This is a genomic window from Desulforamulus profundi, from assembly GCF_002607855.1.
On the sequence record NZ_AWQQ01000034.1, the window covers coordinates 1 to 25,620 of the forward strand.

At 48.6% G+C, this 25,620-nt stretch carries 25 protein-coding genes and 3 pseudogenes; 2 read left to right on the top strand and 26 right to left on the bottom strand.

The features are described from left to right. Positions 1-340: 340 nt before the first annotated feature. From P378_RS04570 to P378_RS04580, 4 genes are all read right to left on the bottom strand, one after another. Positions 341-544 (bottom strand): hypothetical protein, encoded by a 204-nt coding sequence (locus tag P378_RS04570; RefSeq protein ID WP_099082431.1) that lies wholly within the window; start codon positions 542-544, stop codon positions 341-343. Positions 545-562: 18 nt separating this feature from the next. Then, positions 563-1,249 carry a DEAD/DEAH box helicase gene (locus tag P378_RS20045; protein WP_207653996.1) on the bottom strand — a complete coding sequence of 229 codons (687 nt, stop codon included), beginning with the start codon at positions 1,247-1,249 and terminating at the stop codon, positions 563-565. A gap of 53 nt (positions 1,250-1,302) precedes the next feature. Next, complete coding sequence (locus P378_RS04575; protein ID WP_207653997.1) at positions 1,303-3,345, bottom strand: DEAD/DEAH box helicase; 2,043 nt, start codon at positions 3,343-3,345, stop codon at positions 1,303-1,305. A gap of 113 nt (positions 3,346-3,458) precedes the next feature. After that, entirely contained in the window at positions 3,459-5,069 is a 1,611-nt protein-coding gene (locus P378_RS04580; RefSeq protein ID WP_099082432.1) for an SWIM zinc finger family protein, read from the bottom strand. 463 nt (positions 5,070-5,532) lie between these two features. Here P378_RS04580 and P378_RS18890 point away from each other — a divergent pair, with 463 nt between their 5' ends. Next, a complete protein-coding gene (locus P378_RS18890) occupies positions 5,533-5,733 on the top strand; it encodes a hypothetical protein (RefSeq protein WP_143338410.1) in 201 nt (66 codons plus the stop codon). Positions 5,734-5,776: 43 nt separating this feature from the next. Here P378_RS18890 and P378_RS04585 read toward each other — a convergent pair whose 3' ends face one another. The 9 genes and pseudogenes from P378_RS04585 to P378_RS04620 all read right to left on the bottom strand — a co-directional run bounded on the left by P378_RS04585 (position 5,777) and on the right by P378_RS04620 (position 13,381). Beyond that, complete coding sequence (locus tag P378_RS04585; protein ID WP_099082433.1) at positions 5,777-6,037, bottom strand: DUF3243 domain-containing protein; 261 nt, start codon at positions 6,035-6,037, stop codon at positions 5,777-5,779. A gap of 106 nt (positions 6,038-6,143) precedes the next feature. Continuing rightward, the gene (lgt, locus tag P378_RS04590) at positions 6,144-6,947 is read right to left on the bottom strand and encodes a prolipoprotein diacylglyceryl transferase (protein WP_099082434.1); all 804 of its coding nucleotides are present in this window, start codon (positions 6,945-6,947) and stop codon (positions 6,144-6,146) included. A 191-nt stretch (positions 6,948-7,138) separates the two neighbouring features. Continuing rightward, the gene (gene trxA / locus P378_RS04595; protein WP_099082435.1) at positions 7,139-7,456 is read right to left on the bottom strand and encodes a thioredoxin; all 318 of its coding nucleotides are present in this window, start codon (positions 7,454-7,456) and stop codon (positions 7,139-7,141) included. 135 nt (positions 7,457-7,591) lie between these two features. Further along, the gene (locus tag P378_RS04600) at positions 7,592-8,395 is read right to left on the bottom strand and encodes a helix-turn-helix domain-containing protein (RefSeq protein ID WP_099082436.1); all 804 of its coding nucleotides are present in this window, start codon (positions 8,393-8,395) and stop codon (positions 7,592-7,594) included. 23 nt (positions 8,396-8,418) lie between these two features. Then, complete coding sequence (locus P378_RS04605; protein WP_099082437.1) at positions 8,419-10,119, bottom strand: peptidoglycan D,D-transpeptidase FtsI family protein; 1,701 nt, start codon at positions 10,117-10,119, stop codon at positions 8,419-8,421. A 72-nt stretch (positions 10,120-10,191) separates the two neighbouring features. Continuing rightward, positions 10,192-10,575: a U32 family peptidase C-terminal domain-containing protein gene (locus P378_RS23980; RefSeq protein ID WP_420795970.1), complete on the bottom strand. Its 384-nt coding sequence runs from the start codon at positions 10,573-10,575 to the stop codon at positions 10,192-10,194. Further along, positions 10,555-11,225: pseudogene (locus tag P378_RS23985) on the bottom strand (peptidase U32 family protein); the annotation flags it as partial. The pseudogene P378_RS23985 and the gene P378_RS23980, both read right to left, overlap by 21 nt. Positions 11,226-11,502: 277 nt before the next feature. Beyond that, on the bottom strand, positions 11,503-12,522 hold the full coding sequence (mltG, locus tag P378_RS04615) for an endolytic transglycosylase MltG (protein ID WP_099082438.1): 1,020 nt from the start codon (positions 12,520-12,522) through the stop codon (positions 11,503-11,505). 118 nt (positions 12,523-12,640) lie between these two features. Further along, positions 12,641-13,381, bottom strand: a complete 741-nt coding sequence (locus P378_RS04620; RefSeq protein WP_099082439.1) for a P-loop NTPase family protein — start codon at positions 13,379-13,381, stop codon at positions 12,641-12,643. A 343-nt stretch (positions 13,382-13,724) separates the two neighbouring features. Here P378_RS04620 and P378_RS04625 point away from each other — a divergent pair, with 343 nt between their 5' ends. Then, positions 13,725-15,218, top strand: a complete 1,494-nt coding sequence (locus tag P378_RS04625; protein ID WP_180260988.1) for an ATP-binding protein — start codon at positions 13,725-13,727, stop codon at positions 15,216-15,218. A 96-nt stretch (positions 15,219-15,314) separates the two neighbouring features. Here the strand turns inward: P378_RS04625 and P378_RS04630 are convergent, their stop codons facing one another. The 13 genes and pseudogenes from P378_RS04630 to P378_RS19410 all read right to left on the bottom strand — a co-directional run bounded on the left by P378_RS04630 (position 15,315) and on the right by P378_RS19410 (position 25,260). Beyond that, entirely contained in the window at positions 15,315-15,563 is a 249-nt protein-coding gene (locus P378_RS04630) for a hypothetical protein (protein WP_099082441.1), read from the bottom strand. 17 nt (positions 15,564-15,580) lie between these two features. Beyond that, a complete protein-coding gene (locus P378_RS20945; protein WP_238472876.1) occupies positions 15,581-16,210 on the bottom strand; it encodes a methyl-accepting chemotaxis protein in 630 nt (209 codons plus the stop codon). Then, positions 16,153-17,151: a methyl-accepting chemotaxis protein gene (locus P378_RS20950; RefSeq protein WP_238472877.1), complete on the bottom strand. Its 999-nt coding sequence runs from the start codon at positions 17,149-17,151 to the stop codon at positions 16,153-16,155. Before P378_RS20950 ends, P378_RS20945 begins: the two co-directional genes overlap by 58 nt. A 137-nt stretch (positions 17,152-17,288) precedes the next feature. Continuing rightward, positions 17,289-18,248 (bottom strand): VanW family protein, encoded by a 960-nt coding sequence (locus P378_RS04640; RefSeq protein ID WP_238472878.1) that lies wholly within the window; start codon positions 18,246-18,248, stop codon positions 17,289-17,291. After that, positions 18,232-18,714 carry a peptidoglycan binding domain-containing protein gene (locus tag P378_RS20955; protein WP_238472879.1) on the bottom strand — a complete coding sequence of 161 codons (483 nt, stop codon included), beginning with the start codon at positions 18,712-18,714 and terminating at the stop codon, positions 18,232-18,234. The genes P378_RS04640 and P378_RS20955 overlap by 17 nt, the downstream gene beginning before the upstream one ends. A 137-nt stretch (positions 18,715-18,851) precedes the next feature. Then, the gene (locus tag P378_RS04645) at positions 18,852-19,121 is read right to left on the bottom strand and encodes a DUF1292 domain-containing protein (protein ID WP_099082442.1); all 270 of its coding nucleotides are present in this window, start codon (positions 19,119-19,121) and stop codon (positions 18,852-18,854) included. 100 nt (positions 19,122-19,221) lie between these two features. Then, positions 19,222-19,635, bottom strand: coding sequence for a Holliday junction resolvase RuvX (ruvX, locus tag P378_RS04650; RefSeq protein WP_099082443.1), 414 nt, complete (start codon positions 19,633-19,635; stop codon positions 19,222-19,224). 187 nt (positions 19,636-19,822) lie between these two features. Further along, positions 19,823-20,082: pseudogene (locus P378_RS04660) on the bottom strand (IreB family regulatory phosphoprotein). Between the two features lie 197 nt (positions 20,083-20,279). Then, positions 20,280-20,651 carry a hypothetical protein gene (locus P378_RS04665; protein ID WP_180260989.1) on the bottom strand — a complete coding sequence of 124 codons (372 nt, stop codon included), beginning with the start codon at positions 20,649-20,651 and terminating at the stop codon, positions 20,280-20,282. A gap of 123 nt (positions 20,652-20,774) precedes the next feature. After that, a pseudogene (gene alaS / locus P378_RS04670) lies at positions 20,775-23,406 on the bottom strand (alanine--tRNA ligase). Positions 23,407-23,619: 213 nt separating this feature from the next. After that, complete coding sequence (locus P378_RS04675) at positions 23,620-24,657, bottom strand: AI-2E family transporter (protein ID WP_099082445.1); 1,038 nt, start codon at positions 24,655-24,657, stop codon at positions 23,620-23,622. Between the two features lie 231 nt (positions 24,658-24,888). Beyond that, the gene (locus tag P378_RS18895; RefSeq protein WP_143338411.1) at positions 24,889-25,065 is read right to left on the bottom strand and encodes a YtxH domain-containing protein; all 177 of its coding nucleotides are present in this window, start codon (positions 25,063-25,065) and stop codon (positions 24,889-24,891) included. A 21-nt stretch (positions 25,066-25,086) separates the two neighbouring features. Further along, positions 25,087-25,260, bottom strand: a complete 174-nt coding sequence (locus P378_RS19410; RefSeq protein ID WP_180260990.1) for a hypothetical protein — start codon at positions 25,258-25,260, stop codon at positions 25,087-25,089. Positions 25,261-25,620 lie beyond the last annotated feature (360 nt).

The following is a 25,620-nucleotide window of genomic DNA, read 5'->3' on the forward strand; positions in this document are numbered from 1 at the left end:
CCTTCTGTGCGTGTAACCACATCGGCCATTCTCAATTCATATTTCGGAGCTCAATCACTTCAGCTTTCGCTTTCGGCCCGCTATTTTGCCGTTCTACGCTTAAAGCTTTCAGTTACCTGAAAACCTCCAAGAACTGGCTACAGGGCTGCTGGTTAGGCTTTACCCTGGTGGGGCTTACACCCACTAGACTTAGCGACCTTACCCGGCCGCACTACACGTAACTAAATACGTTCTCTCATGGAAGGCATAGGAGCCCATGAGTTTGGACGGGGCTACCTATGGCTTTACCGTGCTCCTAGAGGTCAGACTTGCTTTTTTGCTTCTTTTTGCTTTTTCTAACTCACATTTCCTTTACCTGTTTTATTACCCGCCGGTAAAACTCCTGCCAGAGGGGTGACATACGGCTTAGGTCCGCTTTGCCCACATGGTATGAAGACTTTGGGCCGGGATGAAGCGGAAGATTAGCCTTGTTTTCCGTGCCTGCATTTTGCCTTCTGGCTTCCAGTCGTTTCTTTCTCTTTTTGGCTTTCTCCTTCTTTGACATACTCAGGTACTCCTTTTATTATAAGTCAAGCTCCAACCATTCCTTGCGCAGGGTGAATATCTCTCTGAGCTCGCCGGTAGACAATTCGGTGATCCAGGACTCACCGCCGCCGACAATCTGCTGGTTGAGCTCCTGCTTCCGTTCAATCATCTCATCGATCCGTTCTTCCAGGGTACCCAGGCTGATAAATTTATGGACCTGGACATGACGCTGCTGGCCAATCCGATGGGACCGGTCAGTGGCCTGGTTCTCCACCGCCGGGTTCCACCAGCGATCGAAATGAAAGACGTGGTTGGCGGCTGTTAAGTTCAGTCCTACTCCTCCGGCTTTCAGGGAGAGGATGAAAATATGGCAGGCTTTCGGCCCGACCAGAGTCCTATCTTGAAAACGGGCGATCATCTCATCCCGCTGGCCCTTTGGGGTACCTCCATGCAAAAAGAAAGCCTGCTCACCTAACTCCTTCTGTAAGATCTGCCGGAGCATCTGACCCATGCCCACAAACTGGGTAAAAATCAGACAGCGGTCCCCCTGCTGCCTCACCTCTTCTACCATAGCCAGTAAACGGTCAACCTTGTTGGAACGCTCTCTAATGTTAAACAAATTGCCTTCTTTAAGAAAAAGGGCCGGGTGGTTGCAAATCTGTTTTAACTTGGTTAGGGTGGCGAGAATCAACCCCCGGCGGGCCATATCATCTGCCTGATCCAAACCATCAAACATAGATTGCAAGACATTTTCATATAGAGAGGCCTGTTCCGCTGTCAGGGTATATACTCCTTCCTCTCCTGTTTTTCCGGCAGAGCCAGTTCGATGGCGGGGTCACTTTTCACCCGGCGCAGCAGGAAGGGGCCGATCAGCCGCTGCACCCGTTGAATATCCTGGGCCTCTCTCTTACGCTCAATGACACTGACAAACCGCCGTTTAAAATCTCCCAGGCTACCCAAGTAGCCCGGATTTAAGAAATCCATGATGGACCATAGCTCCGTTAGACGGTTCTCCACCGGTGTTCCGGTCAGGGCCACCCGGTGACTGCCTTTTAACCTGCGGACAGCCGAGGACTGTTTAGTGTAGGCGTTTTTAATGTTCTGGGCTTCGTCCAGGCAGATGCAGTCCCACTCTGCAGAACAAAGGTCCTCTTCATCCAGGTGGGCCAGGCCGTAGGTGGTAATTACCAGATCCGCCCCTGCTATGGCAGATTGAAAATCCTGACCCTTTTTGCGCTGGGGCCCGTAGTGAAGGTAAATATTCAGGCCGGGAGCAAACCGCGCCAGCTCCTTCTGCCAGTTACCCATCACCGAGGTGGGGCAAATCAGCAAAGAGGGTGTGTGTGGCTTGTCCTCAGCCAGGTTATTTTCCTTAACCTTTAAAAGATAGGCAATCCACTGGACGGTTTTCCCCAGGCCCATATCATCGGCCAGGCAGCCGCCCAGGCCGAAGCGACGCAGAAAAAGCAGCCAGGAACTGCCCATCCGCTGGTAATTGCGGAGGGTTCCATGAAAAGAAGCGAAATCATCTTCCACGGGAACGGTAGAGAGACTTCTAAGCTGCTCCACCATTCGGGACAATTGCTCATTTAATTCCACTTCAAAGGTGACGGCATCGCTCTGCCGGTCCGTTTCTTCAGAGACAGACCCTTGCTCATCTTCCGGAGACAGCAGATACGTTTGCAGGGCCTCGCCTAAGGAGAAGGTTTTCTTGCTTTTTACCACCCGCAGCACCTGCTGCAAAAATGCCGGGTCCAATATTATCCACTGACCCCGAATATACATCAGCCGGCGTTTTTCTTTGGCCAGCCGCCGGAACTCCTCTTCCGACAGTTCCAGATCCCCCACTGCCAGTTTCCAGTCAAACTGTAGAAGTTGTTCTACTCCCAGGCAGCGTTCTCTCCAGGACCCGACTGATGAGCGGGTCTTCATCTTTAGCTTTGGCTTAAGTTTCTGCACCTCTTGCCACCATTTAGGCAAAAGGACAGTGTAGCCGGCTGCCACCAGTTTAATGCTGTCGGCATTAAGAAATTCCCACGCCTCTGCCTCACTCAGTTTACTGCGGATTCTGCCCCTTTCCTCCGGGTAGTTTTTACAATCTGCCAGCCAGGGGACAATAATTTTCCATTTTTCTATATCCCGTTCAACACGCCGCCGGTGAGCCGCCCAGTCCGCCGGCACTTCTCCGTCCTTGCAGGAAGCAAGCCCTTCCGTTACGGCATCCCACTTTACCAGCCGGTTTTGATCCTTCTTATCCTGTAAAAGTATGTTAAGCTGCCATATGTTATCGTCCAGCGGCTCAACCAGTTGCAGGCAGGTACGGAAGGGTGTGTCATCCACCTGCCAGCCGATAGCCTCCAACCAGTCCTCTTCGCCGGCAAAGGATACCGTCCGGTGATGACCGGATTGCAACAAGGGATAAGTCCCGGCCAGCTCATCCCAGGCCTGAATAATATCCTCATTCTGTTTAATTAATTCATCAATTATCTGATCTGTCCATGTTGATAAATAGGGTATGTCTGCTAGCGCCTTAAGATCATCTGGCCAGTCCAACCGCCAGCCCCTTTGACCCTGCTGCCACTTGTCAAAATCCGGCCGCCACCGTCCTTCGACCAGTGCTTGCTTAATTACCGGGGCAATTTCCCGGAGATTGGTTATTTCCTCACTCCAAAGCCATTCCATAGTTGTCGCCTGAACAGGTTCAGCAAACAGCCCCAGTGCCATCCAGGGTGAGAGGTAAATGCCGGAACGGTTGTCCGGAGTAAGCTCTTTGATAAGAGTACCGTAAAAAGAAGACCGATGCCAGGCAAAGAGACGCAATTTCAACTCCGTCGGATGTAACTGGCTCCACTTCGTATCATTTTTCCACTGGCCCCAGATAAAAAATCCTCCCTTAGGAAGCCACTCGGCAAAAACTTTAACGCTACCTGGATTCATGAGATCAGTTTTCCTTTCTGCAGTTCTTCATGGAAAGCTCGGGAACGCGGGTACTGATCCACCAGCCCCTTAATAAATTTGTCCCATTCCTTCCCCAGCTTAAGTTTCTTATATAGTCGGTGAAGTTTCTTAAGTATCCTTACTGCTTCCTGATAAGATTTGCGGTTTTTGGCTTCAATTAAACGTACCGCCCACTGGTGGTACAGGGGAAGGATCATGAAGGGAGCTTTAGCTTCCACATGACGAAGTTCTTCCGGGGAAATCTCCAGGAAATCCCGGCAATGACACATGGTTAAGTCCACCCAATCCTTATATTCCCTTTGTTCCAGGAGGCTTTCGGAATAAAACCAATAACTACTCGGCAGCCATGATTTAAGTACCGCGTGATATTCATCCTGGACACCGGCTCCGTCGGCAGCCTCGGCCCAAAAATGACAGATTGCTTGAAATTCATTGGGATCTGCTTTGGTTGTCCACGGCATAAGCCAGCGCAACCATTCCAAAAGCCTCCCCCATTGTCCGGTCTGGCTAAAGCCTGATAGGAAATAAAATATATCGGACAGTTCAAAATTATTAATTTCCCCTAAAATTTTTCTGGCTTCAACATCTTTCTTTCCCAACACGAAAAAATGAGCCAATCCAAGACCTGCCCGGTAGTACTCCGGGGCTTTATCACAAAACTTTTCCGTTAATAGATGGTATTCATTTTTAATCCATGGCTGATAACACAGGTAACTTTCCCAACTTAACCTGTAGATGTACAGCCAGTCAAAGATGGCAGTAGAACCTTTGAAATAATAACTGCGGGTAATTTCCAAAGCCTTTTGCAAAAAGGGCCGGTATTTTTCTATCTCCTCGTCAGTCATTGGTTCCGGCAAATGGTCAACCAGATCATTTTCGCACTGGTCAAAAAAAACATCCCGGTAGTAATTATTTAGTCGCAAGTTAATGTCTTCAACCCAGTTTAATATAAAAAGTATCCCGTGAAAGCAAAACAACTCCCTTGGTTTATCCGGCCACTGGCTGCAAACAGAAAAAATTCTATCTTTAAAATTAGTATAGATTGTTCTAAACATTGAAAAGAAATAAAAATCATAATCGTTCCGGTTGGAAAACAGGCTTAACTTACGACTCAACTGTCGGTGTTCCTTTTCAAAATAACTGTACCATGCTTCCAACGGCCCTTCCGGTAACGGGATGTTTTGTGAACCCGTTTTGCCTTCCGCAGCCTTTGGGTGCAATTTGGCCAGTCCTTTGCTCATCTGCTCCTCATGGTGTTTATTAACCTCAGCCATAAACACACTGGGCCATTGATAACCGGAATAAAGATAAAAAAAGGCGGCAGCCATATGGTGACAAAACTCACCACTGGAGCAACTGCAATCATTATTAGAAAAATCATCAACAAAAATATGTGCTTTACTGGTGAAAAAACGCTCCCCAGGTTCGCTTACCTCCGCCCTGATAACGGCATCCTCTATTTTTACACTTTTAACACAACACTTTTTAAAATAATCCAGTCCCTCTTCAATAATGTCCAAATCTACTTCGTTTTTGATTTTTTCAGCTAACTGATTAAGTAATTCTTTGGCAATTCTGGCGACCATAATGATGTCCTCCTAGGGTCGGGCTTGCTTTTTTGCTTTATTTTCCTGCTCTATCTTTTTTAGGCTATCGCATATAACTTGCTTAACTGGTTTAGAACGGCATTGTTACCTGACCAAGCTGGGGTAAAGCTGTTATCGCACTGGGGCTCAAAACGAAAGAACTCTTCATCGTCCCCCAGTTAGCTCGGGCAGAAGCAGCCACAAACTGATTAGCCTCGGATACCTCTTTAAAGAATGGCTGTCATTGGCAGCCTCTGGTTTCATGCTGTCTTTTCATGGGTTTGCTTAGTTTCTTTCCATTTTTCAAAGATACCTGGACTTAAGAGCCTAATAGAAAAATCCCATAGCGGGCTGATTAACGGAAACCAGGCGATGAATCTTCCCGGCAACCCCTCACCGCAGCTAAGAGCCATCTATTATGAACCACCCGATCATTTAGATTTAAAAATACGTACCTTATATCATGAAAACTTTCTTAAAACACCGTACCAAACAGGAATTTATCAATTTCGTCCGGGAGTCCTTTGCCAAACTGCCCAGCATGGCGCCCAGGGGGATAAGATCCAGTGCTCCCTGCCCCCTGCCGCTGCCGACACCCCGCCTGCACCGCGCCCGCACCACCGGCAACAGCCCCCACCCCTTTGTAAGTTATAAAAATGATTGACAGGTAACAGCATTAAAGAAGAGGAGCAACGGGCTCCTCTTCTTTAATGACGGATGCTTGCCTTGTGAGATACCCGGGCCATCAGGGAAGCCAGTGTCTTTTTCTCTTCTTCGTTTCCTTCATCCCACAATTCTTTCATTAGACGTTGTTCTTGGTTGGCGGGGTCAAAATTGTTGGCAAAGAAGCTGCCCAGCCTGTAAGCGACGTTGTTAATGGTTTCCTTATCCATGCCAACCCTTTCTCCTAGACCCACTGCACCCCCCATTATCTCTTTCCATTTATGCCAGTTATGACCTAATTCCATCAAATCACCTCCTGCTCATATTTTGTCCTATTCAAGAAAATCAAATTCTTGTGCATTTATGGAAGTATAAAAAAAGGATTTAACCTCCCATATTTGCGGTAGATTTCTAATTTCTGATATTGATCCTGTTAACGTCTTTTTTATTTGCAGATTGTCGTTCGCGATTGTACAGGTAAACCATGAAGGCCACAGCGATGCAAATGGTAACCACAGAGGACACCTGCGCTGCTTTTAAGTCCATAACGGTCCGTAAACTGTCTGCGCGCCAGAATTCCAGCACAAATCTGCCAGCGGAATAAAGGATAAAATAGCCCAGTGCAATAAAACCGTCAAAGGGCTTCCGTTTATAAAGCACAAGCAGCAGGATCAAAACCAGTACATCCCCGGCTGCCTCGAACAACACTGCCGGGAAAAGCGGTTGAGAACCAAAGGTATAATAAGCATCGGTGCCGGCAGGATAAATCACTCCCAGGTGTTGATGGGGAATGCCGTAACAACAGCCATTTAAAAAACAGCCAATACGTCCCACGGCCTGCCCCACCAGCACTCCCGGCGCCAAGGTATCCATCATGAGCCAGAGGGCGATTTTTTGTTTTCGGCAATACCAAATAACTGCCAGCAGACCTCCCACCACCGAACCCTGAACAGAAATGCCCCCGTTCCAAATGGCCGGTATTTCCGAAAGATGGCTGCCGTAATAATCCCAACTGAACATAACCTCCCAGAGCCGGGCACCCAGGAGACCGCCCAGGATGGCATAAAAGGCCAGGTCCAAAACTTCTTCCTGGTAACGCTGCTGTGTTTTGGCCACATAGTAGGATACCAGCAGACCTGCAAGAATTCCCAGGGAAAGCATAACCCCAAAGGAACGGACCGGAAAATCTCCGACATAAAAGAGTACTTGATGCAAAGGATCCACTCCTTTTCGAAATTCGAGTTTCGAAGTTCGAAAAAACTGTTTTCAGGCACTTCTTTAATTTCTTTTTATTATATAAACCATTTTTTCTTAGCCTTTGTCAACACCCACCAAAGGAACATCAAAAAATCTCTATCTGCAAAGTATAAATCCCCCGTTTTGGCAAACGGAGGATCAATAAAACCTTATAGAAGCGCGTTAAGCTTCTTTTCCAGGTCTGCTTTGCTGGTAAAGCCAATGACCTGATCTGCTTTTTGCCCGTTCTTAAAGAAGATGAGGGTAGGAATACTCATGACGCCGAATTGTTGGGCCAGGTCCCTGTTTTCATCTACATTCACTTTGCCGATTTTGACCTTACCGGCAAACTCCGAGGACAACTGCTCAATGATCGGTGCGATGGCGCGACAGGGGCCGCACCAGGCTGCCCAAAAATCAACCAGCACGGGAACATCCGACTTAAGTACCTCAGTTTCAAAATTTGCGGCATTGAATTCCATTGCCATGTAAAATCGCCTCCTTGTAACTTATGAATATGAACACACTGAAATAGACTATCTATAGGTACATACCTATAATACTATAATTTCTTGTTCGCCAGCAATATTTTTTTCGCAAAAGATATTATTTTACTATTCGTGTTAGTTCAACTCAGACCGCTTAAATAACTGAATAAAGTTTAAGATAAACTGCAGCTCTTTTTCATTTAAATTACAAACCAGACCGAGAACTGCCTGGACATTGGGGTGAATTAAAAGCTCTCTGAGTTCCGGGTTCATTAAACTAACCATCTGGTCAACGGCGCCCGGTTCCATAATGAAGTAGCATGGCGAAACGCCCATCACTTCGGACAATTTTTCTAATGTTTTCAGGGACGGCTGTACCTTGCCCTGTTCGATTTGCCCGATGAGACCCGCTGTGACCCCCGCCAGGTTTGCCAATTGCGCCTGGGTCAGGCCATATTCTTCTCTTAAATGCTTCAATTTATACCCGAGGGAGCCTTCGTGGCCCATCAGGGCAGTGGCCGGCACTCCCAGCCCTTCGGCGATTCGTTTGAGAGTATTCAGTGCAGGATAAACAGTGCCTCTTTCAATTTCGCTGAGGTAGGAAAGGGATATCCCTATCTTGTCCGCCAATTCTTGTAAGGACAGGCCGCTCTCGTTGCGAATAATTCTGATTTTTTCGCCGAGACCAAGGCCGGAGTCAGTGATTTCCCCTTCAACCAGTTGTGTCTTTGATACGTTTAAGGCTGCGGCTAATTTGTCAATGGTCTTTAAGGAAGGTCTTTTGGAACCCCTCTCAATCTCGCTTAAATAAGATAAGGACAGTTTTGCCCGGCGTGCCAGGTCCTGCAATGTATAGCCTCTTTCCTCGCGTAAGGCTCGGATTTGATCCCCCGCACTATCATGACAATATCCCCCATAGCAAACAAGATATACTAACATTCTACGATAATTTTAATACACCGTCAATGTAACGGCAAAAGAATACCTTCCATAATTTCCCGAAATACAGGAGCCGCCGTAGCGCCGCCGCTGATCCCTTCCTCCACCAGCACCGTAACAATGTAGCGGGGCCTCTCGGAGGGTGCGAACCCGCAGAACCAGGCATTTACTTTTTCCGATCCGCCGGCCAGTTCCGCCGAACCGGTCTTGCCTGCACTGCCGTAATCCGGAACGGCTGCTTCCTTTCCGACTCCCCGGGATGTCACCAGGTTTAGCAATCTTTTTAATTCCCGGGCGGTTTCGCAGGAAATTACCTTTTGACTGCTGCCCATGGGAAAGTGGCTTTTAAACCGGCCCTTTTCGTCCCTCAGTCCCTTGACCAGCCTCGGTTGGATGTACACACCGTCATTGACGACGGCATTCATCATGGCGGTAAGCTGAACCGGGGTGGTCAGGACAGGCCCCTGCCCGATACTGCTGTTGACCAGGTTATAGGGCTGACCGATTAAACCCATGTCCTGTCTTTTGTCTCCGGGGACAGGATAGCCGATAATGGTTTGAGACTCCAGCCCAAAGGCACTGGCATAGACAATCAGTTTTTCCGCGCCAAGCTTTAGAGCCAGTTCCGCAAATACAGGATTACAGGACTGGGCAAAGGCCTCTTCAAAAGTAATGGGGCCGTGGCCGGACTTATGCCAGCAGCTGATTAGATGGTCCTTCTCCCCCAGACAAACAAAGGTATCCGAGGGTTTTACCAGGCCCTCCTCCAGTGCCGCTGCCGCCACTACAACCTTAAAAATGGATCCCGGCTGGTACAAGGCGGTGCAGTGGTCCAAAAAGGTATCTTTATCACCGGGCAAAGATAAGGCGATATTGGCGGGATTAAAGTTTGGCCTGCTGGCCATGGCCAGCAGATCCCCGTTCCTGGCATCCATCACCACCACGGCGCCCCGCTGGACCCGTTCGTCCATCACTTTCTCTACCCTTTGCTGTATGTCGGCATCGATGGTTGTAACCACATCCAGCCGGCCGGTTTCACGGTCATTTTCAATCTGAATGCCCAGTCCGGCAATCAAGTTACGGTAAACGTCTACATAGGCTCTGGCGGAATTGTTCGGTTCCCCGGCTTTCAACTGCCCTTCGTAAAAATATTCAAGGCCGCTTTTGCCCACTAAATCGGTGAGCTGGTATCTCTTGCCGCCCAGGTTGTTAAACCGTTCCAACTTCGCCTGGTCTGAAATGGGGCCCAAATGGCCTACCACATGGGCCGCCAGAGGAGCAGGTCCGTAGCGGAAGTAAATCTCCTCCACCATCAGCCCGGGAATACCCGTTTCCTTTATCTGCCTGGCCTGCCGGTAATCCAGCGTAAAGGGCAAAAAACCAGCCCGTCCCTCAAAATACCGGGCCAACTCTTCCGGTTTCCGGCCAAGGATCAAACTCAACTTCTCAACAGCTTTTTCTTTATCCAAAATGATCTCGGGGAAAATCACCACTCTGGGTTCCCTGTTTCCCATGGTCAGGGGTCTTTCTCCCGACCGGTCGAAAATGCCGCCCCTTGGGACATCCTCCAGAGCAACCTTCAGGCTGCGCTGTTCCAAAGCCTTTTGTTTATACTCGTTGCCGTGAACCAGTTGGATAAATCCCAGGTGTACGATCAAAGGGATAAAAAGAAATAGGATCAGATAAAAGGTTTTAACCAATCTTTTTTGCTGAAAAATTGTCACGGGTAAACATTCCTTTAGCAGGCGAATAGGATTCATCTCATATTCTAGCCAGAAAATGGAATGTTTATGCCTCTACCCCATTCGTCTGAGCATGGACATGGGGGATAGGGGCTTATCCACCGGCAGTTGAACAATTTGCTGGGGATGCGGGGCAACCTCCATTTGTTCCCCGGTTTCCCCGTCATAGAGGGCCGTTACCTCAAGGGTTTGGTTCCCCCCCCGGGGCGCCAGTACCTCCAGGCTTTCCCCCACCCTGAAGTTATTGCGCTGTTCCACAATGATTCTCCCTGTTTTTTCATCATACCCCAGCACCAAACCCACAAAGGCGGCCAGGCGGGTATAACTTTGTTGTCCCGGCTCCACCGTGGCGGTTTTCCCCTGGTCCCCCAGCAAAAAGCCGGTTGTATACTCCCGGTGGCTTACTTTTTTTATTTCGTCCAGCCACTGCGGGCTCACCCGGTAAGCGGCCGGATTTTTTAAGTAGCTGTCGATGGCCTGCCGGTAGGTCTTTACCACCGTGGCCAGGTAATGAATGCTTTTCATGCGTCCTTCAATCTTAAAACTGGTCACCCCTGCCTCTGCCAGCTGGGGCAGGTACTCCAGCAGGCAAAGGTCTTTGCTGCTCATAAAATAGGTTCCCCTGGCATCTTCCTCCACCGGGAAATACTGCCCCGGTCTTTTTTCTTCCACCAAATGATACCGCCAGCGGCAGGACTGGGCGCAATCGCCCCGGTTGGCATCCCTGCCGGTCATAAAGTTGCTGAGTAAACAGCGGCCGGAATAGGACATACACATGGCCCCGTGAACGAAGGCCTCCAGTTCGATATCCACCCGGGAGCCGATTTCTTTAATTTCTTCCAGGGATAATTCCTGGCCAGCACAACCCTTTGCAGACCTTGCCTTTTCCAGAAGGCGGCGCTGGCCCAGTTGGTGGTGTTGGCCTGGGTACTCAAGTGAACGGGTAAGCCCGGCTGTGATTTTAAAATGATATCGATGACTCCCGGGTCACTGGCAATGACGCCGTCCGCCCCGGCCCGGGCAAGGTTTTGCAGGTATGCGGGCAGCGTTTCCAGATCCGGGTTGTGGGCATAAATGTTGACGGCCACATAGACCTTGACGTTGTGCCGGTGGGCAAACTCGATGCCCTCTGCGATCTCTTTGTCATCAAAGTTAGCGGCCCCGGCTCGCAGACTAAACTGCCGTCCTCCCAGGTAGACGGCATCTGCCCCGTAGAGGACGGCAATCTTCAGCTTTTCTAAATCCCCTGCGGGAGCCAAAAGTTCCAAATTTTTCAATCCAAGGTCACCTCAGTTGAGATGTGATAAGTGAGAGGTTGGAGGTGAGAACTGCTCACAACTCGGTATCTCGGTATATTTGATTATACTATTTCAGGTATTTGTTTTTATTTGCATTGTGCTCTGCAAGTGTCTCAGAAAAAGCATGAGAGCCGTCGGGCTTGGCCACATAATAGAGATACTTGGTTTGGGCGGGGTTGACCGCGGCCAGCAGAGACTCCCTGCCCGGGGACGCAATGGGTCCCGGCGGCAACCCGTTAAATTTATAGGTATTATAGGGAGAATCAACTTCCAGGTCCTTGTAATATATTTTCTCCCGGTGCCCCCCCAGGGCATACTCCACGGTGGCATCAATCTGCAGCATCATGCCTGCTTTCAGACGGTTGTGGATGACGCTGGAGATCAGGGTGCGGTCCTTGTCCACCCGGGCCTCCCGCTCAATCATAGAGGCGATGGTAACGGCCTGGTGCAGTGTTAAATTCATGGCCTTTGCCTTTTCCTCCAGTTGAATTTCCTTGATCTGACGGTCCATGCCGGCCAGCATCACATTAAGAATATCCTTTTCGGCGCTGTCCAAACCAATGTTATAAGTTTCCGGGAACAGGTATCCCTCCAACCGCCTGTCACCCCGGGGCAGGTCTTTTAAAAAAGCGTAATTGAACTGGCCGTTCACCAGTAAATCTTTAAACAGCGGCTCACGAATGAATCCTTTTGCAGCCAGACTTTCTGTGATCTGTTTTAAGGTGTACCCTTCCGGAATGGTGAAATTTTTGGAAGCTGTTTTACCCCGGACCAGAATATTCAGGATCTCTTCCGTGGACATGGATGCATTTAAAAGATAGTAGCCTGCTTGAATCCTGTTATCCAAATTATGAAAACGGGCATACAGGCGAAAGGCCCTGTCATCCCGAATCATGCCCTGCTGTTCCAGCATGGCGGCAATTTGATCGGTGGAGCTCCTGGGCGGTATCCGGACTAACACATTCGAGGATTTGCCCGATGGATCTACCGGGTCCAACAGGGTAAATGTATACAGGGACAACAGGCCAAGGGATACGAAAATGGCTAAAAGAATAAATCCTTTGTTCATTCTCCATTTCTTTGCCAAAAACAACACAACCTTTTAGGATTTAACCAATTATAACATTTATAATTGGAAACGTACAAGGAAGTGCCTCCTGGTTAAAAAACAAACAGCATCTCCTGGAAAGAGATGCTTAAAAGGTCTAATTCACCCTTTTTGAATTTTCATCCGGTAGGATGGGATCAAATAAAATCATCGGTTCGGACAAACCCTTAATGACTTCGTCTAACACTAAATTAATATGAACCCCTTTGGTGGCCACTACGGGAATAATGGGCTTGGTACGGTAAATGCGCTGCAACAGCTTTAATGTGTTGGAAGTAACATCCCGGGGGGTTTCATCTACTTTGGTGACCACCAGTACATCTGCATCATCCAGCAGGGAGTTCCCTGCCCCCATAATGATTTCACTCTTGAGCCCCGCCGGAATAACGGTTACCAGGACATCGGCCAACTTGCGGCACTCCTCCGCCTTATAACCGTCGTTAATGCCAACGGCCTCAACTAGCACGACGTCCGGCAGAGCAACTGTTTTGGGAATGTCCTTTTGAGAAAGATTCCCCAGTTCCAGAACCGAGCGCACTTTATTTAACTCTTCCAACGCCTTTCTAGCATTTTCAATCAGCTTATTTTTTTCTTTGATTTGATTCACGGCATTGCGGATCACCCGGTCAATGTCAGACGCAAGATCTTTTCCCGGTTCGGGCACCGCAATGGTAAGATAGTTTGGGTCTATTCCCTTGTGCAGGTAAGGCTTTTCATCCTGTACACCCGAGCCAACGGCCAGGGGCTGGAAATTCCGGTTCTTTAAACCTTTGTAGAGTTCTCCCAAGATGGTTGATTTACCGCCATCATTCCGCCCGCAAACAACTATTTTTTTCACTGGGSCCCTCCTTGACCACTAGTATCCTTAGGTAAATAAATATGCCTGGGCCCAGGGAAATTTGCCAATTATTTATTTAAAATTCAATTCACGGTTTTAGCCGGAGCTTGCATCCAAGATACCAAGTTTTGTTGATCCAACTTTGAAATATAACTGGCTGCTATGAGTTTTATTTGATAAACAAGCTAATATTTGTTGAAATTAACAATGATTGACAGTAATATTAAGTAAGAATGGAAAATTTTATCGTAAAATGGGTTTTTGCTCACTCACTGTGTTTTTTAGCATCTTTTTCCCTTTAATTCGGAAGAAATGGCTAAATTGTCCCAAAGGAGTGTTTTGCTTGCTACCAACCTTTTCCGTAAATGATCTTCAATCTTTTCCTTTGACCATGATCATTGAAAATATTGTAGATCCTTCCTCACCGGACTCAATTAAACAAATTTCCAGAAATATCCTGCAAAGCATTCCTCAACCCTTTCTGGTAACTGATCTCAAGGGTAGTGTAATTTTAACAAATAATGCGTTAAGTAAATTGGTCTATCTACCCACCGAAGAAATTAACGAAAACACCATCTGTTTTGAGCAACTGAACCTTACGGAGATAAGTTTAAATAAAATTCTGGACTTTGGTATTCCTATCATGGATTACCGTGACAACCTTATTGTCAATAAACATAAAAGGGTCCCAATTAAGGTAAATATTTATCCAATCTTCGGTAATAATAAAATAAGGTTGGGTTCCGTGTACATCGTCGAGGATATCACCAATAACATCAAATATAACGACCTGCTTCATAAGTCAGAACTGATTCTAAATAAAATTAATACCGGTGTGATCTGTCTGGATAAAAATTTGAAAATCACCATGTTCAGCAAGTGTGCTGAAAAATTCTTTAATATTTGTCAACGGGAAATCATTGGTAAACTATTTATCCCGTTTATAGAAAAATTTGTAGTGGAAGGTGCGAATTTTTTTAAAGCTTTAATCGAATATTCCGAGCTGAAAGACTATGAACAGGTTTTTATCATTAATAGCAAAACAAATTATTTTATTTGCGACACTCATTTGTTTAGAAATGATCTAAATGAAAGCATCGAAACCATTCTCTTTTTTAAGGACATAACACGTTTTAAGGAAATTGAACTGCAGTTGGCCAAAAGTGAAAAGTTATCCGTCATTGGTGAACTGGCTGCCGGCACAGCCCATGAAATAAGAAATCCCCTAACTACAGTGCGGGGCTTTGTACAAATCATACACAAAAAAATGAAAGAACTGAACATCGAAGACTTTGATACCTTTATACAACTTATTCTAGGAGAAATTGACCGGGTGGATGGGATTATCTCAAATTTCTTAAACCTGGCGAAGCCGAAAAAGATTAACAAAGAAATACTAACCGTCAATGAAATTATCAGAGAAGTCATGTTTCTGGTGGAAAATGAGGCCCTGCGTAAAGAAATCACCCCTGATATTGTGCTGGAAGACAATTTGCCTTTTATTGAAGGGGATAAACACCAGCTCATCCAGGTGTTTTTAAACATTATAAACAACGCTTTTCAAGCAACGCCGGTAGGAAGAAAGTTTGCCATTAAGTCCAAGGTTTCAAGTGACGGAACCAAATTAATTGTTGATTTTATCGATAGCGGTGAAGGTATTTCCCCGGAAAATCTAAGCAAAATCTTTGATCCCTTCTTCAGTACCAAGGACGACGGCACCGGTTTGGGCCTGGCCATTTCCAACCGGATTATCAATGACCATGAAGGAGAAATCAAGGTTTTCAGTAAACCCGGAGAAGGATCCATCTTTTCAGTTATTTTACCTGTAAAGCGATAAGGAAGCCTATTTATAAAAAGTGAGGGCCTGGGTAAATGTTCTTTACCCCGGCCCTTTCGTTGTGGAGCTTAACACACTAGCGACACCGACGATGCGTCATCGCGCCCTGTCCCTTACTAATGCGTCATGTAGTTCCAGCAATACAGCAGAGACATGGAGGACTTCCTTTTCAATGGCATCCGGGTCCTCTTTACGCAGGGCGGCCATCAGGTGCCCAAAATGTTCCCCGGCAATCAGTCCCCAATCCAACGGAAGTCTGACCGCATCGGCCCCGGGATTCCCGTGACGGACACGGTTTAACTCCGCCTGCAGTAATGTCTTCTTTAGAAATTCTTTACCGTCCATACTAACACTCCTAATCCCTAAAGTTTAAATTCCTCCACAGTTTGCTGCATATCATGGGCCAGCTGGGCCACGCTCTGGCTGGAGGTGGCAAGGTGCTGGATAGAAGCATTAATCTGGTCACTGCTGAAAGCCAAATGCTGCGTATTTTCTGTGGTGGTATAAATGCCCCTGGCGATTTCTTTCATCATGCGGGACATTTCCATTACTTGTTCGATGATGGTCGTAAGGGATTCTCCCGCCTGGTTGACAATGTCAACCCCTTCGTTCACCTCCTGGGCACTGGCGCCCATGTCTTTTACAGCCTGGGTGGCCCGTCTCTGCACCCTCTGGATGAGGTCGGTAATATCTTCCGCTGCTCTGGCGGATTGTTCCGCCAGTTTGCGCACCTCTTCGGCCACCACTGCAAATCCCCTGCCGCTTTCCCCGGCCCGGGCTGCTTCAATGGCGGCATTCAGCGCCAGCAGGTTGGTCTGCTCGGCAATATTCTTTATCACCTCAATGATTTGACCGATGCTCTGGCAGCGCTGGTTTAAAATACCGATGGAGTCCGCTGTCCCCTCTACGGACTGTTGAATGGCTCCCATTTTATTCACTGCCTGCCGAACAGCCTGATTCCCTCTCTGGGCATTTTCTTCAACTTTTTCCACCTGTTCCACCGCAATGTTGGCGGCGGCAGAGCCTGTTGCGCGGTGGCTGCCACCTCGGTGGTATTGCTGGTGATTTCCTCCACCATGGCCCCGATTTGTTGGGCGGAGGCAGCCATTTCCTGGCTTTGGGAAGCCAGTGTGGAACTGTATTGGGCCACCTGGTCAATCAGTTTGTGCAGGGTGGCGGCCATCTGATTAAAACCATCGGCCAATTGGGCCAACTCATTGCTGCCCTTGACGGGTACGCGGTAATTGAGGTTGCCGGACTGCATGGCTTGAACCCCGCTCAGCAGTTCCTTGACCGGTTTTAGGATGATGCTCCCGGTAATTAACCTCACCGCCAGGGCGAACCCCAACAATACCAGAAAAGACAGGAAAGCCAGAATGCCAAATTCCTTTTTTACAGCCTGGTCAAATTCTTCCTGGGGAACTCCCACATAAAAGATCCCAATGGTCTTGCCGGAATCATCCTTAATGGGTTTGTAAGCTGCCCGGTAGGGCTTGCCGACCACCATGGCCGGTCCATTATACATTTCTCCTTGGTCCAACACAAATTTTTTTACATTCTCCGCAACTTTGGTGCCCACCGCCCTTTTGCCATCCTTAATGACGTTGGTGGAAACCCGGGTATCTCCCATAAAGATGGTACACGTGCCCTTGGTTAAACCGGCAATGTAATCAACCATCTCGTAGTTATCGTTGATCAATCGCTCTCCTTTGTAGAGCTTATCTCCCCTAATTTGCCAGGGACCGGGGTACATGGCATTAATAATGGCTTCCCCGGTTAACAAGTCGCTTTTTACCTTATTGTCGGCAGCATTGGTCAATTCGGATCTAATGAATAGGAAAGAGATAATCAGCAAGGTTGCCGACAGCAAAACAAATGAACCCACTACCATGGCAGCCAGTTGGCGCTTGATTGATCTATTGACGAATCCCATACCCCCACCTCCAGGAAAATTTTACATCGCGCTATAGATTCAGCATACCATGGAACAATTCCTTCAATTTTAAGAAATATGTAACCTTTTGCCGCATTCTGTTTTTTAAAAAAGAAGAGATGGGGACCAAGCCCTATCTATTCCTGGAGAACCCCATCCGTTGATTCAGTTTCAGGCAAAGGATCATTTAATAAATCCGTGGTTTTCAGAATGGACCCCGGCGGCGCCATGCCCTGGGAAATGATCTGGTTTCTGGCCTTATAGACACTGGAAGGGAGTTTTTCCACCTTGATGACCTTGCCGTCCTGTATGACAATTCTTTCGGCAGCCGCCTTATACCCCTGGGCGCCCTTTTGCTTTACCACCCGGTCTCCCATTCGGATGCCGTAATCCTTCTCGGTGATGGTTTCCGGCTGATAGGTTTCCTCCACCCAACTGCGAATGACAACATCCCTTTTAAATTTGCCGTTCCCGAATATCTTGATGGTGAGCCTGCCGCCGGTGACGTAGGACTGTATGTAGAGCCAGTGATCGGTATTGTTCCTGAATTTCAAATCAACGTTATCAAATACCACGGTGGCATCTCTGCCGATGGGTACATAGGGAATGGGAATAGAATGATTGGTTCTTTCCACCACTTCCAGATTGGCCAGCAGTACGGCATTGTACAGGGTGGTGGACACCTGGCATACCCCGCCGCCCAGGCCGTCCACCAGCTCGTTATTGACAATAATGGGAGCGTTTTTATACCCGGCCTCCGTGCTGCGGGGACCCACCACCTCATTAAAGGAAATAATTTCCTGGGGACTGGCGATCAGCCCGTCCAGGGCTGCGGCCGCCACACTTACATTATAGGCACGGTTTACCTTGTTGGGGTCAAACTGCGTAGAAAACATCCCCAGGAGTGTATCCACCCCCATGGCTTTAACCTCTTCGGTGGTGCGGGCAGGGGGAACTTCCACCAACTTCAGCTCGATGGGCGATTTGCTCCGCTGCAAAAGGTTTTGCCGAATGTCCTGCGACAGCTGGTGAATATCGACCAGGCGGCCACTGTGCCCGGGGGAGATTTCTACTTTATTGTCAGGATTTATAATCAACGGCGTCCCTGGGGGGAAGCAAAATAACTTCGGTGGCTTCCGCCACCTGCTTCTCCAGCAGCCCGGAGTCGATGATAATTTGGGGCTGCAGGCGGATACCTTGGTAAGCTTGTCTTCGTTCAAGAAATCGCTGCCAGAGGGAACCGGTCCTGCCGATGTCCATGGCCCTCTGAACCTCCTGCTGGCTGTTTAATCGCAAACCCACCCGGTCCATCGGCAGCGTCCAGGTAATGTCTTTGTATTTAACGGTGAGGGGCCGTTGAAACTCCTGTTCCATTTTCTTCAGTGATAACATGGCCTGGTCGTGATTCATCAAGGATAAATTTATATTCAGTACATAAATACCCGGTAAAATCCTGTACGCAGGGCCAAAACTCATCTGAGAAGCCAGATAAATCGCCACCCCAGCCATGAATACCAGTGACAGGGCGAGAACCCGAACCTTTCCTTTGCTTCCTTTGGCCAAATCTAAGCCCCCTTCCCCGGAACTCTTACCTAGGTATATCTTACTAGGGACAGGCACCGGCTATTCCAAAAATCACTTTGTTCAAGTGCATAAAAAAACCGAACGGTTTTTTCCGTTCGGTCAGGGTTTTTGATCAGTTATCTTTCTTTGTCTTCTTCGGCCATAACCATTTCTTCCCAGGCGTCTGCCACTTTTTCCCACTCTTCGTCGCTTTCAATTTCTACCAGAATTTCATTGCCGTCTTCGTCATTGACAAACTTCAGGATCACAGCCTCATCGGATTCGTCTTCTACCGGTAATAAAATAGCATATTCGGAACCTTCAACCTCGATTACGTCAATTACGTTAAAATCGTGTTCTGCTCCGTCCTCATCAATCAAAGTGATTACTTCATCCTGTTCTGCCATCATGTGCACCTCTTTTCCAAAGATTGTCTGTATTGTATCGCAAAAAACCATTCCATGTCAAGAAATTCACCGTTAAAGCTTTGTTATCCCCTTTAACTTTCTACCTGGCCCCTGCATCCAGGTAACCCTGCAGGATGACGGCAGCCGCCATTTTGTCAATCACCTTCTTGCGCTTACTTCTGCTGACATCCGCCTGGATGAGCATCCTCTCGGCAGCCACTGTGCTGAGCCGCTCGTCCCAGGTTTTAATGGGTAAATCAATCCTTGCCTTCAATTGCTCGATAAAGGCCAGTACTTTCTCTCCCTGGGGACCAATGGTGGCGTTCATGTTTTTGGGAATGCCCACCAGAATTTTCTCCACGCCATATTCCTGGGCAATCTCACTCAAACGGCCGATATCTTTTTCAACATTCTCCCGGCGTATTACTTCCAGTCCCTGGGCCGTCCAGCCCAGCGGGTCGCTTAGGGCCACCCCGATGGTCTTATCCCCTACATCCAAACCCATAATCCTCATGCTGGTACTCCTATCTTTAAATAACCTTAATGGCAAACAGCGGCCAGACAGCGCCGCAGTAACCGCACAGGCGGCACCGTTCGGCCTTTACCAGGGCTGTCTCTCCATCCAGATAGAGAGCTGCCGCCCAGTATCCGGTACTCCATCACTTCACCCCTCAACAAAAACAAACCCCCTCGGGAAGGGGTTATTTCTGTTCCAGGTAATTTTTCACGAGTTCTTCCAATAATTCGTCCCGCTCCAACCTGCGGATCAGACTGCGGGCGTTTCCATGACTTGTGATGTATGCAGGGTCTCCGGACAAAAGGTAGCCCACCAGTTGATTTATGGGGTTATACCCTTTTTCCTTCAGGCAGCATAAACAGCCAGCAGTATCTCACGGGCCTGGTTAACTTCTTCCGCCTGGACTTTAAACATTACTGTTTCTTGTGAAGAATCATGAGCCATGGCAAAGACCTCCCAGTCCTAATATTACCTGTACTAGCAATATTAATTCAACATGATGTTGCATTTCCCTCTATTTGTTAAAAAAATAAAAACCAAAATTCAATTTAAAACTTGTTTTGACCGTGAATTATCCGTTTAACCCCGGCAATCAATTAAAAAAAAGCACCGGGCCGGTGCGTTTTAACTGCTAAAACAAGTTAAGACATCATTCTGAACAGGTGATACAGCAGGGGATTAACATATGGGGTCCTTTCTTGTTTGGGCACTTCCTGTTGAACAGGTTTTACATTTTGCTGCTCTGCAATCCTGGTTTTTACCCTTTGGAATTCACTATGCACTGTCTCCATCTGAGCAGAAATGGTTTCTGCAGCCTCCTGCATTTTTTGAATGAAAGTCACCAGCTCTTCCATTTCCCTCTTAAACCCTGGACGTTGGCTTAGGCCCATCATCACCAGGGTGCCAAGCAGTTGAAAGTGATCAACATTTAAATTTAGCTGCAAGCCGGGGAATGCTGACATGATCGGCATCCCTTTGGGTGGCGGGCCGGGCCTTCTGGGTGGAAAAAACACCGAAACAACCCCCTTCCGAAAAATAGAAAAGACCTTCTGATTTTTCATCATATGAATCTGTGATGTATAAGGTGACAGGGGGCATGTAAAAAGAGAGACGGCAGCCGTCTCTCCCTTTTTTCTTTATTTAAATTGCCCCTCCACCACGGAAACCGCTTTATCAATGGCTTCCTGTAGTTTGGCGGGGTCCTTGCCGCCGGCCTGGGCCATGTCCGGCCTGCCGCCGCCGCCGCCGCCGACCATTTTGGCGATTTCCTTCACCAGGTTGCCGGCATGCAGGCCACGTCCCAGCAGGTCCTTTGTGACAGCCGCCACCAGGTTCACTTTCTCACCGGCCACACTGCCCAGCAGAATGACGCCGGTTCCCATCTTATCCCGCAGCATGTCTACCATGCTCCGCAAATGATCCATATCCGGTGCGGCCACCACTGAAGCAAGGACAGGCACACCGTTAACTTGTTTCACCTTGGCCAGGATTTCCTGCACCTCGGACCTGGCCAGTTTACCCCGGAGGCTTCAATTTCCTGCTCCAGGGCTTTGTTCTGCTGCACCAGCGCCTCAACCCGGCGCACCAGTTCATGGACGGGACTCTTTACAACGGCGCCGATTTCCTGCAGCTGCTCTTCTTTGGCCTCCAGGACCTTCAACACACCCGGTCCGGTGACAGCTTCGATGCGGCGCAGCCCGGCACCGATGCTGGTTTCGTTGACAATCTTAAACAATCCCACTTCGGCGGTGGAGGTTAAGTGCGTACCGCCGCAGAGTTCCAGGCTGTAATCTCCCATCTTAACAACCCGTACCTCTTTGCCGTACTTTTCTCCGAAAAGGGCGGCAGCACCCATTTCTTTGGCTTTAGACAGGGAGGTTTCAAATATGTCAATGGGCAGGTTGGACATTACGGCGCCATTTACCAGTTCCTCAATACGCCGCAGTTCCTCCGGCGTGACCGCAGCATAATGAGTAAAGTCAAAACGCAGGCGGTCGGGCTCCACCAGCGATCCGGCCTGGTTGACATGGTCCCCCAGCACCTCCTTTAGCGCCTTGTGCAGCAGGTGGGTGGCGGAGTGGTTGCGGGCGGTATCCTGCCGGCGTGCGCAGTCCACCATGGCCTTCACGGAATCGTGACGCTTGAGGATGCCGGAGAGCACCTTGCCCCGGTGAACGATAAGACCTTCTACCGGTTTGTTGACCGAAGTGATTTCAACTTCCAGGTCGGGACCCCGTAAAACCGCATGATCCGCCACCTGCCCGCCGGATTCGGCATAACAGGGGGTGACATCCAGAATAATTTCTACCTCTTCCCCGGCCACGGCAGAAAGTTCCTGCAGGCCGTCCTTTAGCAGTGCCAGTACGTTGGAATCGGTTTCCAGGGTGCCGTAGCCCATAAAGCGGGTTTCCCCCAGTTCTTCCCGCAGGCTTTGTACAATACGCCCCGCTCGGATAAATACTCGGTCTCCTGCCGGGCACTGCGGGCCCGTTTCCGCTGTTCTTCCATGGCGGCGGCAAAACCGTCTTCATCTACGGTCAGACCCTGTTCGGCTGCGATCTCCTGGGTCAGTTCCAACGGGAAACCAAAGGTATCGTATAATCGAAAGGCATCCTGGCCGGTAATTTCACTGACGCCGCCAGCCTTTGCCTCATTGATCAGGGCAGACAAAATGTCGCTGCCGGCGGCCAGGGTTTCCAGGAATCTCTCTTCCTCGGTGCGGATCACCCGCAGCACATGCTCGCTTTTCTGCTGCAGCTCCGGATAGGCGTCTTTCATTTGCGTAATGACGGCCTGTGACACTTTATAAAGGAATGGCTCATGCACCCCCAGCACCCGGCCGAAACGTACAGCCCGGCGCAGCAGGCGGCGAATGACATAGCCCCGGCCTTCATTACCCGGCAGTGCCCCGTCACTGACGGCAAAGGTAACAGCCCGGCAGTGGTCGGCAATCACCTTCAGGGCCAGGTCAATTTTACTGTCCTGGCCGTATTTTTGCCCTGCCAGGTCGGCGGTAAAGTCCATGATTTCCCGAAATAAGTCGGTGTCAAAGTTGGATGCAACCCCCTGCAGAACAGAGGCAACCCGCTCCAAACCCATGCCGGTGTCGATGCCTTTATTCTCCAGAGGAGAATAATTGCCTTCTTCATCCCGGAAGAATTGGATAAAGACCAGGTTCCAGATTTCCAGGAAGCGGTCACAATCGCAGCCTACCTGGCAGTCCGGTGAACCGCAGCCCCTGGATTCCCCTAAATCAACATAGATTTCCGAACAGGGGCCGCAGGGACCCACGCCAATCTCCCAGAAGTTGGTGTCTTTGCCCATGCGAACAATCCGTTCCGCCGGCACGCCCACCTCTTTGTTCCATATTTTAAAGGCTTCATCATCATCCAGGTAAATGGTGATCCAGAGTTTTTCTTTAGGTAAATTCAGGTATTCGGTAACAAATTCCCAGGCCCAGGGAATGGCGCTTTCCTTAAAGTAATCACCAAAGGAGAAATTCCCTAACATTTCAAAAAAGGTATGGTGTCTGGCCGTCCGCCCAACGGATTCGATATCCGGGGTGCGGATGCACTTCTGGCAGGTGGTTACTCTTTTATATTCCGGCACCGCTTGTCCTGTAAAGAAGGGTTTGAAGGGAACCATCCCCGCAGCGGTCCAGAGAATACTGGGGTCATTATGCGGGATAAGGGATGCGCTGGGCAGAATCCGGTGGCCCCGCTCCTTAAAAAATTTAAGATATTTTTCCCTGATTTCTTTTCCGGTCATCAACGTAATATACCTCCTAGCTGGTGAATAACCCGGTTAAACGACATAAAAGCACAAATACTTTCAAATATTTATATCTTATAGTAATTTTATGTAGTGGTCAAGGATGCTTGCGGGTCATGCTTTGGGGTCCAGTAATAAATAAAAATAACAAGCAACATGACCCCAAAGAAATACCCCTTAGTCTAACAACTAGACCCAACAGAAATACCCCTAAGGCGAGTTTAATTTCGCCCAGGTAAAGGAAACCAGGATACGTGCGATGGCGGCCAGGGGGACCGCCAGGAGCATGCCGGCAATGCCAAACAGGTGGCCGCCGGCCAGCAGTGCGATAATAATGGCCAGAGGATGGAGCCCCACGCTGTTTCCCAAAATCTTTGGTGAAATAACGGTTCCTTCCAATTGTTGAATCACAAAGACCGCAATGATCACCTTGAGGGCCAGCCATTTGGACTGCAGCAAGGCCAGGGCCACCGCAGGAACAGCGCCGATCAGGGGTCCGAAATAGGGAATCAGTTCGGCCAGACCGGCGATGATCCCCAGCATGGTGGCAAACTCCAGACCAATGAAAATAAAGGCCAGGCTGGTTAAAACCCCCACAATAAACACCACGGTCAAGTGGCCCCGAATGAAGCTGGCAAAAACATGGTCGATTTCTTTGGCCAGGTATAAAACATCCTCGGTCCATTCCCTGGGAACTTGGGAAATTCCCCATTTTTTCAGATGTTCTAAATCTTTCATGATATAAAAGGCCAGCACAGGAGCCAGGGCAAAATTAAACAGGTTTGCTAACAGAGCCAGCAGAAAGTCCATAACATTTCGAACCACCTCCAATAACCGTAATTCTGCCCAGCGGATGCGTTCATCCACGATTTGATGCACCCCGGGGGGCATGGTGCTGTCCGCAAACCGCTGCTGAACGTTTCGGACGATCCCTTCCACCTGGTCCGTATAAACCGGAATACTCTCTACCAGAGTTTCTAATTGATTAACCATCCTGGGAACTCCGTACATTAACAGGCTGGTCACCACAATGATGACACCCAGGTAAAGGATTAAAATTGCCGCAACCCTTTGGGAACCCCTTTTCTCCATGCGACCTACCAGAGGGTTCAGCAGGTAAACAAGAACAATGGCCAGGATGAAGGGCAGAAACAATTGCCGTACCAGGTAAAGAAAATAAATGATCAGACTCATTAATAAAACAAGAAAAAGGTAGCGGTAGGTACGCTTTTCCTTCCACCAGGACATAGGCTCCTCCCTTATACTGCCATCATTGAAATTCTATCCTGAAAATCGATAGTTCCTTTGGGTAGGGTGTTATCCATTGCTTACTCCAATGCTCCACAAGTCGTTCACTATGGATAACACCCTACCCGGGGAACACTTTCGTCCTCTGCTGGTGCCGCGTTGATTGCATGAATGTCTAATAAGATTTGTAGAGTACTAAAAAAGTGAGGACTCGTGTCCCCACTCCTTGATTTACTTCATCATGTCGCTGACTCTCTTAGTCATGCCCTTCATCATTCTTTGCGCCCGGCGTCCGGCTTGCCGGGTGGTGCCCAGAAGCATTCGCTCAGGTTTTCTTTGCGGTCTGATAATCATTCCCAGAGCTGCTCCCAACAGGCTGCCGGTGATAATACCCCTCCAAAATCCCATTTCTATTCACCCCCTAAGACTTTAATATAAGCCTGTATTATGCGGGTCAAAGGCAACCAGACTGCCGTCCTCGACCACTTCAAATATGTCTACACCTTCTCTGTTCATCCGGAATTCCACGCAGCAATCCCAGCAGTAATACTGGTCTATCCCGACCTTGCCGGTGGCTTTCCCCCCACAAACCGGGCAGTTCACAAAACAGGCCCCCTCAAAATCAATTTCTTACTGTCAATTATTATTGCCATTAAAAAAAGTAAAAATGCGCCTTACAACAATTTGCAGTTAGAAAATAAACCCAACGAATCACTTAAAAACTTTAAGGTCGAGTAGATGCGCGTCTCTCCAGCTTTAGGAGCACTTTGTTTTCCCGGTTTCTCCCCGTTTCCTCTGGGAGTGTCACAATATTTGCTCCATGGCTGAATTGAGCACGCACCCCTCACAGAACCGTGCTGGCGCGATTAACGCACACGGCTCCTCATATCAACATTTACAGATATAGCCAATTTCTGTTTTAAGCTTGTAGATGTTAACATAGGTTTTGGGCCGAGGAATAGG

Coding starts and splice junctions, on each gene's coding strand:
- P378_RS04675 (WP_099082445.1), bottom strand. CDS start 24,657: ATGTCCTGGTGGAAGGAAAAGCGTACCTACCGCTACCTTTTTCTTGTT.
- P378_RS18895 (WP_143338411.1), bottom strand. CDS start 25,065: ATGGGATTTTGGAGGGGTATTATCACCGGCAGCCTGTTGGGAGCAGCT.
- P378_RS20950 (WP_238472877.1), bottom strand. CDS start 17,151: ATGGGATTCGTCAATAGATCAATCAAGCGCCAACTGGCTGCCATGGTA.
- ruvX (WP_099082443.1), bottom strand. CDS start 19,635: ATGAGGATTATGGGTTTGGATGTAGGGGATAAGACCATCGGGGTGGCC.
- trxA (WP_099082435.1), bottom strand. CDS start 7,456: ATGGCAATGGAATTCAATGCCGCAAATTTTGAAACTGAGGTACTTAAG.
- P378_RS04585 (WP_099082433.1), bottom strand. CDS start 6,037: ATGGAATTAGGTCATAACTGGCATAAATGGAAAGAGATAATGGGGGGT.
- P378_RS04580 (WP_099082432.1), bottom strand. CDS start 5,069: ATGGTCGCCAGAATTGCCAAAGAATTACTTAATCAGTTAGCTGAAAAA.
- P378_RS04630 (WP_099082441.1), bottom strand. CDS start 15,563: ATGGACGGTAAAGAATTTCTAAAGAAGACATTACTGCAGGCGGAGTTA.
- P378_RS18890 (WP_143338410.1), top strand. CDS start 5,533: ATGAAAACTTTCTTAAAACACCGTACCAAACAGGAATTTATCAATTTC.
- P378_RS04570 (WP_099082431.1), bottom strand. CDS start 544: ATGTCAAAGAAGGAGAAAGCCAAAAAGAGAAAGAAACGACTGGAAGCC.
- P378_RS04645 (WP_099082442.1), bottom strand. CDS start 19,121: ATGGCAGAACAGGATGAAGTAATCACTTTGATTGATGAGGACGGAGCA.
- P378_RS04600 (WP_099082436.1), bottom strand. CDS start 8,395: ATGTTAGTATATCTTGTTTGCTATGGGGGATATTGTCATGATAGTGCG.